The following is a 13282-nucleotide window of genomic DNA, read 5'->3' on the forward strand; positions in this document are numbered from 1 at the left end:
TTTGGTGCGCGCCGGGCACGATGCACCGACTCAGTAGGCGAACTCGCGGAATACCGGGTCCACGCTGCCGCCCCAGACGCCGTGATACAGCGCGAGCTTGCGCTCGGCGGGCGTCTCGCCGGCCTCGACCAGCTCCATCAGCGGCGACAGGAAGATCGTCTCGTCGCTGCCCACATCGTTCAGGCGCGCGCGCCGGGCCAGTCCGTGGGCGGAGATCTGCAGCGCCTCGCGGGCCACGTCCAGCACGGTGCCCTTGCGGAACGGCAGCTTGAACGCCTGCCGCGGCACGCCGTTGCGCAGCGCGTGCAGCTCCTCAAGGCTGTAATCCTTGACCAGGTCCCAAGCGGCATCCAGCGCGCTGTCGTCGTACAGCAGGCCGGTCCAGAACGCCGGCAGGGCGCAGATCCGGTTCCACGGCCCGGTGTCGGCGCCGCGCATCTCCAGGTATTTCTTCAGCCGCACCTCGGGGAACGCCGTGGTGGTGTGGTCGGCCCAGTCCTGCAGCGTCGGCAGCTGGCCCGGGTGCGCCGGCAGCTTGCCGGCCATGTAGTCGCGGAACGACTGGCCGGCCGCATCGATGTAGTTGTCGCCGCGCTGGATGAAGTACATCGGCACATCGAGCAGGTAGTCGACGTAGCGCTCGTAACCGAATCCGTCCTCGAAGACGAAATCCAGCATGCCGCTGCGATCGTTGTCGGTGTCGGTCCAGATGTGCGAGCGGTAGGACAGGAAGCCGTTGGGCTTGCCTTCGGTGAACGGCGAGTCGGCGAACAACGCGGTTGCAATCGACTGCAGCGCCAGCGACACGCGGAACTTCTTCACCATGTCGGCCTCGGAGGCGACATCCAGGTTGACCTGCACCGTGCAGGTGCGGGTCATCATGTCCAGGCCGAGGCTGCCGACCTTGGGCATGTACTCGCGCATGATCTTGTAGCGGCCCTTGGGCATCCACGGCATCTCGTCGCGGCGCCACTTGGGCTGGAAGCCCATGCCCAGGAAACCCAGTCCCATCGGCTCGGCGACGGCGCGCACCTCGCGCAGGTGCGAGGACGCCTCGCGGCAGGTCTCGTGCAGGTTCTCCAGCGGCGCTCCGGACAGCTCCAGCTGCCCGGCCGGCTCCAGCGACACCGACGCGGCATCGCGGGTCAGTGCGATCACCCGGCCGTGCTCCTCCACCGGCGCCCAGCCAAACTGGACCAGGCCCTTGAGCAGCGCCTCGATCCCGCGCTCGCCGTCGAAGGTCGGCGGCCGCAGGTCATCGAAATGGAAGCCGAACTTCTCGTGCTCGGTACCGATCCGCCAGTCGTCGCGCTCGCGCGTGCCCGAGCTGAGGTAATCCACCAGCTGGTTGCGGGATTCGATCACGGCTTGTTCTACATGACTGGGACCGGACACTTGCACCTCGTCTTTTCTCTGGGGGATTGCACTGCCGAATGTGCGGGATCAGGCCTGCATTGCAATGACCGCCGCGCGACGGTCCGGGCGCGGAGCGTCCCTGTCACAGCTCCAGCCAGCCCTCGATCACGCGCCGCGCCTCGTCGACACCGAGCTTGGACTCGCCGGAAAACAGCTGCGCGGTGACCGCATCGCCATGCTCGGCCTTGAGCGCCTTGCGCACTTCCAGCAGGGCGGTGCCCTGCGCGCCGCGGCTGAGCTTGTCGGCCTTGGTCAGGATCGCGTGCGCCGGCAGGCCACGGCTGACCGCGTAGCCCAGCATCTGCCTGTCGTACTCCTTCAGCGGATGGCGGATGTCCATCACCACCACCAGGCCCTTGAGCGCCTCGCGGGTACGGAAATAGCGGTCAAGAAAGGCCTGCCAGTGCGCCTGCAGGTCCTTGGGCACCTTGGCGTAGCCGTAGCCGGGCAGATCGACGAGGAAGCGGTCGGTGCTCGGCGGGAGTTCGAAAAACACCAGTTGCTGGGTGCGGCCCGGGGTCTTGGACACCCGCGCCAGCGCGTTCTGCTGGCAGATCGCGTTGAGCGCGCTGGACTTGCCGGCGTTGGAGCGGCCGGCGAACGCGACCTCGTAGCCGCCGTCAGGCGGCAGTTGCGCCGGCGTGTGCGCCGCCAGCAGGTACTGCGCACGGATAAGGGGATTGGCCATGGCGCTAGGATCGCATGGCCGGGGCGACGACGTGCGGGAATCACCGTCCCACGCGTGGGTATCGTGCGGCCATCGGCGGCGAAATGCCGGCGCCACCGGCACTCGCGTTGACCCCATGCGTCGCGCCGATGATAATTCTGCAGTTCGGCGGCCGTTAACAGACCGCCACTTCAGCGTTTTCCGGAGCCCAGCCCCATGAGCCACGCCCGCGTCCTAGGTATCGCAGGTCTTGTCGTCTTTGCGGCGGCGGCCGTTGCCTATGCCCAGACCACCGTGACCCCGGTCCCCGACGCCGCACCGGTGGAGACCTCTCCGCTGGAACCCGCAGCGCCCGAGCACGCGACCTGGGGCGACGCCCAGAACGGCCAGACCCTCGCGGGCACGTGCGCCGCCTGCCACGGGCTGGATGGCAACTCCGAGATTCCGATGTACCCGCGCCTGGCCGGCCAGAGCGAGCGCTACACCGCCCATCAGCTGGCCCTGTTCAAGAGCGGCGAGCGCAACGACGGCATGGCCGCGGTGATGAAGCCCTTCGCCGACATGCTCAGCGCGCAAGACGCGCATGACCTGGGCGCGTACTTTGCGACCCAGAAATCCGGCGCCGGCGTTGCCGACGACACCCTGGTGACCAGCGGTCCCTACGCCGACAAGAAGTTCTACGAGATCGGCGAGAAACTGTTCCGCGGCGGCGATCCCGCCCGCGGCATTCCCGCCTGCATGGCCTGCCACGGCCCGGCCGGCAGCGGCAACCCCGGCCCGGCCTACCCGCACGTCGGTGGCCAGCATGCGGACTACGCCAAGCAGCGGCTGGAGCTCTACCGTGCCGGCACCACCTCGCGCACCGATCCGCGCCTGTTCAACATCATGGCCAGCATCGCCAAGCCGTTGACCGATGAGGAAATCGGCAGCCTGGCCAGCTACATGCAGGGCCTGCATCCGACCGCTGACGACATCGGCGTGGATCCCAAGGCCGTGGCCATGGCGCCGGCGCCCGTCGCCGCGGCCGACAGCGCTGAAGCGCCTGGCGCCGAAGCGAACGCCGACGCCAGTGCTGATGGCAGCGCGCCGGAAACGGCGCCGGAAGCGGCTCCCGAGCCGACGACCGAAGCACCGGCGACCGAGGCTACGCCCGCCACCGACGCCAAGCCGGACGACTCCCAGGACTGAGGCTTGCGAGCCCGACTCCCGAGTTCTGCGCTTGTCGTTCATCGCGCCGGCCGTATCGTTACGGTCGGCGTTCTTGTTTGAGGGAATCTGTCCATGAAGTTCCGCCCCCCCCTGCCCACCTCCGGCCACGCCCGGTTTGCCCGGCTGGCCGCCACCGTCCTGCTTGCCGTCGTCCCCCTGCTGGCCTGCGCGGCGCCGCCCGCGCCGGATGGGCTGGTCGCGGGCACCGATTACGCCGTGATTCCCGATGGCAAGCCGTTCGAGACACGCCCCGGCAGGATCGAAGTGGTCGAGGTCTTCGGCTACACCTGCCCGCACTGCGCGAATTTCGAGCCAGCGCTGCAGGAGTGGAAGCAGCGGCAGAAGCCCGATGTCAACGTGGTGTCGGTCCCGGCACCCTTCGGTGGGTACTGGATTCCTTACGCGCAGGCGTTCTACGCCGCGCAATCGATGAACCTGGTCGAGCGCACCCACCGCGACCTGTTCCGGGCCATCCACCAGGAGCACCGCTTGCCGATCGGCGGCGCCACGCCGCAGGTCATCGCGAAGTTCTACGCCGGCTACGGCGTGGACGCGGACGATTTCGCCGCCGCGATGACCGGCAAGCCGGTCCAGGAAAAACTGGTCGCGGCGCGGGATTTCCTTGCGCGCAGTGAGGTGGAAGGGACGCCAACGCTGATCGTGGCTGGCAAGTACCGCGTGATGGGCAAGAGTTCCGATGACGTCCTGCGCATCACCGACGCGCTGGTCAACCGCGAGCGCGCCGCGCTGGCCCGGCAAAAGAAATAGGCTTTTGACACCGTAACCGGGCGGCCGCGCTCGCGACCGTCACGTTATTTTCTGGAGAATCACCGATGTCCTTGTTGCCCCGCTTCGGCCTGACCCTGGCAGCCCTGCTCGCCCTTTCGGCCTGCTCATCGCAGGCGCCCTCCGGTGCCAACGGCGATGCCGCGCCTGCGTCGAAACCCGCGCAGCCCGCCGCCAACAATGCCTCGCCGTCCACCGCAACCTCTGCGGCCAACGGCGGCGACGCGACGGCCACCCAGACCGCGCCGCGAAACGCCCAGGCCGGCGGCTCGGAGACCCTGGTGCGCACTCCGGGTCCAATCGTCCCTCCCAGGGGTCCGGCGCCGGTTGCGGGAGTGGACTACGTGGAAATCCCCAACGGTCAGCCGTTCCAGCCGGGCACCAACAAGATCGAAGTGGTCGAAGTGTTCGGCTACACCTGCCCGGCCTGTGCCAGCTTTGAGCCGCTGGTGACCGCGTGGGCCGCCAAGCTGCCCGAGGACGTCCAGTTCACGCCGCTGGCGGCGCCGTTCGGCGGCTTCTGGGACCCGTTTGCGAAGGCCTTCTACGCCGCACAGTCCAACGGACTGCTGGCGCAGAGCCATGACGCGATGTTCAATGCCGTCCACCTGGAGCGCAGCCTGGCGCCGGACGCGAAAGAGGACCAGATTGCCCAGTTCTACAGCCGCTTCGGCGCCGACCCCAAGCAGTTCGCCAACACCATGGCCAGCTTCGGCGTGAAGGCGAAGATGAGCCGCGCGCGCAAGTTCATCCAGGGCGCGGGGGTCGATTCCACCCCGAATCTCGTCGTCGACGGCAAGTACCGCATCACCGGCAAGAGCTGGGAGCAGAACCTGGAGATCGCCGAGCACCTGATCGCCGCCGAACGGGCCGCCAGGTCCACCGCCGGTGCGGGCGGTGACACCGCCCCGGTCGATGCGGGCGCCGCGACCGACCAGGACTGATCCGCGCCCGCCTTGCCTGCCATGCCCGCTCCCGACCCCAACCGCCCCACCGATGACGGCGCCCCCGCCGACGCCGGCCCGCCGGCGGGTTCGCGGCGGCTGCGGCTGCTCAGCGCGAACATCCAGGCCGGCTCCAGCACGCGCGGGTATCACGATTACGTGGCACGCAGCTGGTCGCACGTGCTGCCGGCCGGCAACAAGCGCGGCAGTCTGGACCTGATCGCCAAACTGGCCGGCCAGTACGACATCGTGGGTCTCAACGAGGCCGATCCGGGCAGCCTGCGTTCGGGCTTCACCAATCAGACCGAGTACCTGGCGCGGCATGGCGGCTTCGATTACTGGAGCCACCAGCCCAACCGGCGCATGGGCGGCGTCGCGTCCAGCGCCAACGGCCTGCTGAGCAAACTGCAGCCGATCGAGGTCACCGACCACTCGCTGCCCGGACGCATTTCCGGCCGCGGCGTATTGCTGGCGCGTTTCGGCGAAGGCGACGACGGCCTGGTGGTCGCCATCGCCCATCTGTCGCTGGGCGCCAACTCGCGCAGCACCCAGTTGGGCTTCATCGCCGAGCTGCTGCAGGACCACCGCCACGCGGTCCTCATGGGCGACTTCAACTGCGCGGTCGAGCGTCCGGAAATGCAGGCCCTGTTCCGCAACACCCGACTGCAACCGCCCGCCTGCGCGGTGCCCACCTTCCCCAGCTGGCAGCCGCAGCGCGCGATCGACCACATCCTGATCAGCAGCGGCCTGGGCTGCTCGGGCGCACAGGCGATGCCCGCCGCACAGTCCGACCATCTGGCGCTGTCATTGGAGCTCGACGTGCCGGACGCGGCGCTGCGCTGAGCCGCTGTCGCGCTGGCGACCATCAGATCCTTCCGACGAAGCGACAGCGACCGGTTGTCCCGGCCGCGGTCGCATTATGCGCGGTCAGAACCTCAGGTCGGCACGCAGATAGAAATAGCGGCCGCCCGGGATGTCGTAGGTCGACGCGTCATAGCCGTTGAGCGAGCACGACAGGCAGATCGGCGGATCCTTGTCGGCCAGGTTGTTGACGCCTGCGGTCAACTGCAGGCCCTGCTGCCAGTCGAAGCGGTAGCCGACCTGCAGGTCGTTGTAGGTGGTGGCCGGCAGGGTGTTGGTGCCGTCAGCCGGATGGCTGCACACCGCAAAGGCGACCGCATCGCCGCAGTCCTCCTTCAGCTCGCTGATGTGGCGCACGCTCCATGAGGCGTTCCATTGGTCGCGGCGCCAATCCAGCCGCGCCGTCGAGGTCCAGTCAGGGATCGCGCTGTCATTGACCTCGATCCCCACCGCGCGCGGCTGCACCTGCCCGGCGGCACCGACTGCCTCGTAACGCGTGACCAGCGTGTTCTGCCAGGACAGCTTGAACCGTCCGGCCGCGGTCTCCGGCAACGACCAGAAGAGGTTGGCATCCCATCCGTCGGTCTTGATGGATCCCAGGTTGGTGAGCCGGTTGCTGAAACTGTTGATGCCGCCGATCGAGGAGCGGGTGATGCCGTCGCAGTACAGCGGGTCCAGGGTCTGCACGCACAGGTCCAGCTGGGTCTGCGCGTCGATGGCCTGTACCGCCCCCTCCAGGCTGTGGCGATAGTAGGTCAGTTCCAGGTCGAGCCGGTCCGACCATGAAGCGCCGCTGGCGAATCCCGGACTGAACACCAGCCCGGTGGTAAAGCTGCGCACGGTTTCCGGCTCCAGGTCGCGGTTGCCGCCGGTGGTGACCGAGATCTGGCTGTTGGCCTGCACCGCGCCGGTGGGCACGCCCAGCGCGGCGCAGTTGGCAGGATTGCCTTGCGGCGCGCTGCCATCCAGGCCGATCAGGCACGGATCGCTGATCTGCAGGTCGGCGCGGCTGGCCGAGCCGAACAGCTCGCCGATGGATGGCGCCCGGAACCCCTCGGCATAGGTCGCGCGCAACAGCAGCTCGTCGGCGACCTGCCAGCGCAGTCCGTACTTGGGCGTGAACTGGCTGCCAAAGGTCGAGTAGTCCGAGTACCGCCCCGCCAGGCTCAGCTCCAGCCTCTTGCCGAAGGTATCGGGCTTGAGCAGCGGCACGTTGAGTTCAACATACGCCTCGCTGACGTTGTAGTCCCCCGACGTCGGCAGCGATGGCACGCCGTTGTAGAAACCCGCGACCGTCAGCGCGTCGGGCTGGTAGGACCCCTCGTAGCGGCGGTGTTCGGCGCCGGCGGCGAAGGAAAGCGGACCCGCCCACAGCTCCGCCAGATCGCCGGAGATGTTGGCGCTGAACACGTCCAGCGTCTGCTCGCTGCGATCACGCACCACCGGCTGGATCCAGGCCAGCATGTCCGGAGTCAGCGTGCCCGGTCCGCCAAACACGTTCAGCGGCACGCAACCCGGGGTCGCCGCACAGATGGCCGGGTCGCCCAGGGCGATGGCGATGTTGCGGATGTCGTAACTGCCGTAGTTGGTCTGGCGCGCCTCGTTCTTGGCGGTGGAGAAGTTGGCGTCCCAGAACCACGAGCGATCGCCGGCGTCGAACCGACCCTCCAGCCCGGCAGCGAAGTAACGCGTGTCGACGTTCTGCTCGTAGACGCGCGGTCCACCCTCGACCGGGCGCCGGCCGATCATGACCAGGTTGATGTCGTTCTGCGGGGTGTTCGGATCATCCACCGAGACCAGGTCGAAGCCGAACGGGTTGTACGGATTGGCCGCCGAGACGAACATGCCGTCGGCATACGCGTTGCCGGTACCCGCATCCGCGCCCAGGAACAGCGGCTCCGGCGCGGCCTGATTGACCGACTCGCGCCGGTTGGCCAGCACCTTGGCGTAGGCCTGCACCCTGTCGTTGAAGTAGAAGCGGTACTGGCCGAACACGCCGGTGCGCGTGGACGGCGTCAGCAGCATGTTGTATTCGGCGAAGTTGAACCGGTCGGCGGTCGCAAAACAGTGGAACCCGTCGGTGCGATCGCAGCCGGTCTGCGCCGGGTCGTAGAACGGGTCGTTGTCGCCCTGGTTGGGCGTCAGGTCGAGCTCGGCCCCGGTGTTGGGATCGATCAGGATGAATCGCCCGCGCGGCGTGCCCGAGCTGCCGAAGGTCAGCCCGGTGCCCGGGGTGGGAAAGCGCGACTGCTCGCGGGTGCTGGCGTAGATGGGGTCCTGCTCCACGCGGCTGGCGCCGATGAAGAAATTGCTGCGCTCGGTGTTCATGCCCCAGGCCAGGTCCAGCCCCTTCTGGGTGCCGTCGCCCTTGCCGTACTGGCCGTAGTTCAGGGTCACCTGGCCGCCGTCGAAGTCGCGCCGGGTGATGATGTTGACCACGCCGGCGATCGCGTCGGAGCCGTACAGCGAGGACGCGCCGTCCTCGAGCACATCGATGCGCTCCACCAGCGCCAGCGGGATCGTGTTCAGGTCGGTGGTTGCGCCGACCCCCGACGCGGAGGACTCGTTGACCCAGCGCACGCCGTCGACCAGTACCAGCACACGCTTTGCGCCCAGGTTGCGCAGGTCGACCTGGGCCGAGCCGGCACCCACGCCGTCGCCATTGGGCGAGAAACCGAAGTTGCCCGAGGAGTTGAACTTGGTGTTGAGCGCCGAACCCGAGCCGGTCAGCTCCTGCAGGATGTCGCCCACCGAGGTCAGGCCGGTGCGGTCGATGTCCTCTCGGGTAAGCGTCTGCACCGGCGTCTGGCTTTCAATCTCCGCCTTGCGGATACGGGTACCGGTGACCTGGACACTGTCCAGGGTGGTCGCGCTGCGGCCGTCCTGCTGGCCGTCGGCGGTTGGGGGTTGCTGCGCGGCGGCGGGCAGCGATGCGCCCAACAGGCACAGCGCGACAGCGGCCACCAGTGGGTGGCGACAAGGTGCGTTCATCGACTTCTCTCTCCCTAAGAATGTTTCGAAGCGCCACACCCCTGTCTGCGACGAGGCACTGTTGTAAACAATCCCGGGTCCCGCCACAAGCTGCACAGCTTTCCGCCGGAAGCTGCATGAGCGGTCGAGAGGTGTCCCAACTCAAAATGCGCCGGTCACCAGCAGGCTCACCGCCACCACCACCAGGAACACCGCGAATATCCGCTTCAGCGCATCTCCGTGCAGGCGGTGCGCCAGCCGCGTGCCCAGTGGCGCGGCAAAGATCGAGGCGATGGCCACGCCGATCGCCGCCGGCAGGTAGACATAGCCGATGGCATGCGCGGGCAAGGCCCCGGCCGGCGCGTGCATCGCATAACCTACCGCGCTGGCGAATCCGATCGCCACGCCGCACGCCGACGAGGTGCCGACCGCGCGCACCGGCGCAACGCCGCGCCACACCAGCAGCGGCACCGTCATGCTGCCGCCGCCGATCCCGACTACTGCCGACAGCGCGCCGATGCCGCCGCCGGCGGCGAGGATGGGCCAGCCTCGCGGCGCCGCCTGCCCGGTTGCGGATTCGTCTCGCGGTCGGCCGAACTGCAGTTGCGCCGCCGCCAGCAGGCAGTAGCCGGCGACGATCCAGCGCAGCACGTCGTCACCGATCTGGACCGCCGCCCCGCTGCCCAGCCAGCCGCCCGCCAACAGCCCCGGCACCATCCACGCCACCGTCGGCCACAGCACGCTGCCGCGCCGCGCGTGGGCACGGGCGGACGCGGCGGCGGTAAGGATGATGCTGGCCAGCGAACTGGCCAGCGCGGCGTGCATCGCCGCTTCCGGCGGCACCCCCACCAGCGGCAGCAGCCACACCAGCGCCGCCACCAGGACCAGCCCGCCGCCCACGCCCAGCAAGCCGGCAAGCACGCCCGCCACGACGCCCAACAGGGGAAACAACAGCCACCACGCGCTCATCGCAATTCCCGTCATCAAGGCCGGATAGTGGAACACAGCCGCGCAGCGCATCCGGCAGGTTCCGCCTACCGCGTGCGGCCCAACGGGGTCCTGCCGCGGCCCGCGGAGTTCATCGACGCTCGGATATAGTCGCCCGATGCGACCCAAGACCCTGCTCCTGCCCGTGCTTCTCGCCGCGCTCGCGATTCCGTCGGCCGCGTTCACCCAGTCCAGCGCCGCGGGCCGACCCGCGGCCGGGCCCGGCGTGTCCCGACCGTTGGCGACGCCGCCTGCCGCGGTCCAGGTCGACCCGCAACGCGAGCGCATCGGCAGCGCGATTGCCGCCGCCGAGCGTGGCCAGTTCAGTGCGGTCCTATACGCGGATCTTTCCGGCCATCCGCTGTTCCCGTGGGTGGAGTACGCGGCGATCGCGCGCGACATCAACACGCTGCCACGTGCGCGCGCCGAGGCCTTCCTCAAGCAGCACCAGGGCACCGCCGTCGCCGAGGTGTTTCGCCAGGCGTGGCTGGCCGCCAGCGACCGTCGCGACGATCCCTCCGCCGTGCTTTCTGCATGGAGCGGGGACATCAAGAGCACGACCCTGCGCTGCGCGTGGCTGGATGCGCGCCACGCCCTGGGCCGGGTGGACCCCGATTGGACACAGCAGGCGCAGGCAATCTGGACCAGCACCGGCAGGTCCCTGCCCGATGCCTGCGATCCCGTGTTTGCCACCCTGGAGAGCCGCGGCGAGTTGCCGCCGTCGCTGCGCTGGCAACGACTGGAGCTGGCCGCCGACGAATGGGACGGTGAGGTCATGCGCGCGATTGCACGGGGCCTGCCCGCCGCCGAGCGCGGGCTGGCCGAGGACTACGCGGCGTTCATCGACACCCCGCATGCGCGCGCGCTGCAATGGCCCAAGACCGACCGCAGCCGCCGCATCGCGTCGCAGGGGCTGGCCAAGCTGGGCAAGGCCGACCCGAATCGGGCCGAGTCGCTGCTGCCGCAATACGCCCGCGCGCTCAACTTCAGCGAGGCCGATCGCGGCCGCGTGCTGTACCAGATCGCCCTGTGGACGGTGGCATCGTATCTGCCCGATTCGGCGCGCCGCCTGAACGCGGTGCCCGCGGCCAGCTACGACCCGCGTCTGCACGAGTGGCGGGTCCGCGACGCGCTGGCGCGCTCGGACTGGCCGGCGGCATTGGCCGCTATCCGCAAGATGGGCGCCGAGCAGCGCAGCGATTCGCGCTACACGTATTTCGAGGCCCGCCTGGCCGAGCTGGCCGGCGACAAGGCCACCGCGCAGGCGAAGTACCGCGAGGCCGCGCGCTTTCCCGAGTTCCACGGCTTCCTTGCCGCCGACCGCATCGACCAGCCCTATGCGCTGTGTCCGGCGACCGTCCAGGCCGATGCGGCCACCCGCGCCGCGGTGGCAGCCAACCCGGCGCTGCAGCGCGCGATCGGCCTGCACCTGCTCGGCCGCAGCGGCTGGGCGGCGAAGGAATGGGCCGACGCGGTGGCACGTTTCAACGACACCCAGCGCCAGGTCGCGGTGCAGATCGGGCAGGCCAACGGCTGGTTCGACCGCGCCGTGTTCTGGCTGGGCAAGGCGCCCGGGGAACTGCAGCTTTACGACATGCGCTTTCCGCTGCACCACGACACGACGATCCGGCGTGAGGCCGGGCGCAACAACATCGATCCGGCCTGGGTCGCCGCGGAAATCCGCGCCGAGAGCATCTTCAATCCGAAGGCACGTTCCGGCGCCAACGCGATGGGCCTGATGCAGGTCCTGCCGAGCACCGGCGAGGCGGTCGCGCGCCGCATCGGCCGCGGCTGGGGCGGCGCTTCCAGTCTGTATGACCCGGACACCAACATCGTCCTGGGCACGGCCTACCTGCGCCAGATGCTCGACCAGTACGGCGGCAAGCCCTACTTCGCCATCGCCGGCTACAACGCCGGTCCGGCCCCGCTGACGCGCTGGCAGACCCAGCGCCCCGACATGGACGCGGACTTCTGGATCGAGACCATCAGCTACAAGGAAACCCGCGAATACGTTGCCCGCGTGCTCGCCTTCAGCGTCATCTATGACTGGCGCCTGGACGGCGACGCCCTGCGTCTGGAGGACCGCATGCACGGTCGCACCAACGCAGCGCGCAAGCCCTTCGCGTGCCCCACGCCAGTGGCAGGCCGCTCGTGAGCCGGGTGACGGCACGACAGGCGCAACCGGTGAGCCGATGAAGATCTACCTGGTCGGCGGCGCGGTCCGCGACCGCCTGCTCGGCCTGCCCGCGGGCGACCGCGACTGGGTGGTCGTCGGCGAGACCCAGGCGTCGATGGAGGCGGCCGGCTTCAAACCGGTCGGCCGCGACTTCCCGGTGTTCCTGCATCCCGACACCGGCGAGGAGCACGCACTGGCGCGCACCGAGCGCAAGTCGGGCCGTGGCTACCGCGGCTTCGTGGTCGACGCCGATCCATCGGTATCGCTGGAGGAAGATCTGGGCCGGCGCGATTTCACCATCAACGCCATTGCCCAGGATGCCCAGGGCGACCTGGTCGATCCGCACGGCGGCGTCGCCGACATCCGGGCGCGGGTGTTGCGCCACGTCGGCCCGGCCTTCGTGGAGGACCCGCTGCGGGTGTTGCGGGCCGCGCGTTTCATGGCCCGCTTCGCCCCGCTCGGCTTCACCGTCGCGCCGGAGACCATGGCCCTGATGCAGGAGATCACCGCCTCCGGCGAACTGGCGGAACTGGTGCCCGAGCGCGTCTGGCAGGAACTGCGCCGCGCGCTCGCCAGCCAGCGGCCATCCGCGTTCCTGCGCACCCTGCACGAGGCCGGCGCGCTGGCGGTCGTGCTGCCGGAAGTCGACGCGCTGTATGGGGTCCCGCAGCGGGCCGAGTTCCACCCCGAGATCGATACCGGCGTGCACGTCGAACTGGTCTGCGACATGGCCGCCCGGCTGGCGCCCGGCGACGAGCTGATCGGGTTTTCCGCGCTGACCCACGACCTGGGCAAGGCACTGACGCCCGCGCACGTGCTGCCGCGCCACATCGGCCACGAACAAGCCGGCATCGCGCCGCTGCGTGCGCTGTGCGAACGCCTGAAAGTCCCCACCGAGCACCACCAGCTGGCGGCCATCGCCTGCCGCGAGCACCTCAACGTGCACCGTTTCGACGAGCTGCGCGCCAGCACCGTGGTGGCGCTGATCGAGCGCTGCGACGGCTTCCGCAAACCGGGCCGGATCGACCAGCTCGCGACCGTCTGCGAGGCCGACAAGCGTGGTCGCACGGGACATGCCGAAGACCCCTACCCGCAGGGCGAGAGCCTGCGCGCCGCCCATGCCGCGGCACGGGCCGTGCGCACCGACGCCCTGCCCGAAGGCCTCACCGGTCCGGCCATCGGCAAGGCGATGCGTGAGGCGCGGATCGCCGCAGTGGCCGCCGCGACCGGCAAGCGCCCCTAGAAGCCGCCCCCCGGCGCTCGCGA

Annotated in this window: 9 protein-coding genes and 1 pseudogene; 6 read left to right on the forward strand and 4 right to left on the reverse strand. The window is 69.3% G+C overall.

The genetic code is table 11. The annotated features are described in order from the left end of the window. Positions 1-30: 30 nt before the first annotated feature. Both INQ41_RS11670 and yihA read right to left on the reverse strand, forming a co-directional pair. Entirely contained in the window at positions 31-1395 is a 1365-nt protein-coding gene (locus tag INQ41_RS11670; RefSeq protein WP_193984675.1) for a glutamate--cysteine ligase, read from the reverse strand. A gap of 103 nt (positions 1396-1498) precedes the next feature. Next, the gene (yihA, locus tag INQ41_RS11675; RefSeq protein ID WP_193984677.1) at positions 1499-2104 is read right to left on the reverse strand and encodes a ribosome biogenesis GTP-binding protein YihA/YsxC; all 606 of its coding nucleotides are present in this window, start codon (positions 2102-2104) and stop codon (positions 1499-1501) included. A 195-nt stretch (positions 2105-2299) separates the two neighbouring features. Between yihA and INQ41_RS11680 the strand changes: the two are divergent. The 4 genes and pseudogenes from INQ41_RS11680 to INQ41_RS11695 all read left to right on the forward strand — a co-directional run. After that, positions 2300-3055 (forward strand): annotated as a pseudogene (locus INQ41_RS11680) (c-type cytochrome); the annotation flags it as partial. Between the two features lie 309 nt (positions 3056-3364). After that, positions 3365-4060, forward strand: coding sequence for a thiol:disulfide interchange protein DsbA/DsbL (locus tag INQ41_RS11685; RefSeq protein ID WP_193984681.1), 696 nt, complete (start codon positions 3365-3367; stop codon positions 4058-4060). A gap of 65 nt (positions 4061-4125) precedes the next feature. Further along, complete coding sequence (locus tag INQ41_RS11690) at positions 4126-5022, forward strand: thiol:disulfide interchange protein DsbA/DsbL (protein WP_193984682.1); 897 nt, start codon at positions 4126-4128, stop codon at positions 5020-5022. Positions 5023-5127: 105 nt separating this feature from the next. Further along, positions 5128-5865, forward strand: a complete 738-nt coding sequence (locus tag INQ41_RS11695) for an endonuclease/exonuclease/phosphatase family protein (RefSeq protein ID WP_193987368.1) — start codon at positions 5128-5130, stop codon at positions 5863-5865. 84 nt (positions 5866-5949) lie between these two features. Here the strand turns inward: INQ41_RS11695 and INQ41_RS11700 are convergent, their stop codons facing one another. Together INQ41_RS11700 and INQ41_RS11705 are read right to left on the reverse strand one after the other, a co-directional pair. After that, entirely contained in the window at positions 5950-8874 is a 2925-nt protein-coding gene (locus tag INQ41_RS11700) for a TonB-dependent receptor (protein ID WP_193984684.1), read from the reverse strand. A gap of 141 nt (positions 8875-9015) precedes the next feature. Continuing rightward, positions 9016-9822, reverse strand: coding sequence for a sulfite exporter TauE/SafE family protein (locus tag INQ41_RS11705; protein ID WP_193984686.1), 807 nt, complete (start codon positions 9820-9822; stop codon positions 9016-9018). Between the two features lie 136 nt (positions 9823-9958). On the opposite strand from INQ41_RS11705, the gene INQ41_RS11710 reads away from it, so the two are divergent. Both INQ41_RS11710 and INQ41_RS11715 read left to right on the forward strand, forming a co-directional pair. After that, complete coding sequence (locus INQ41_RS11710; protein WP_193984688.1) at positions 9959-11995, forward strand: lytic transglycosylase domain-containing protein; 2037 nt, start codon at positions 9959-9961, stop codon at positions 11993-11995. Positions 11996-12032: 37 nt separating this feature from the next. Next, positions 12033-13259 (forward strand): multifunctional CCA addition/repair protein, encoded by a 1227-nt coding sequence (locus INQ41_RS11715; protein WP_193984690.1) that lies wholly within the window; start codon positions 12033-12035, stop codon positions 13257-13259. Positions 13260-13282: the final 23 nt, after the last annotated feature.

Origin of the sequence: Lysobacter ciconiae (assembly GCF_015209725.1) — a bacterium.
In the GTDB taxonomy this organism is placed as follows: domain Bacteria; phylum Pseudomonadota; class Gammaproteobacteria; order Xanthomonadales; family Xanthomonadaceae; genus Novilysobacter; species Novilysobacter ciconiae.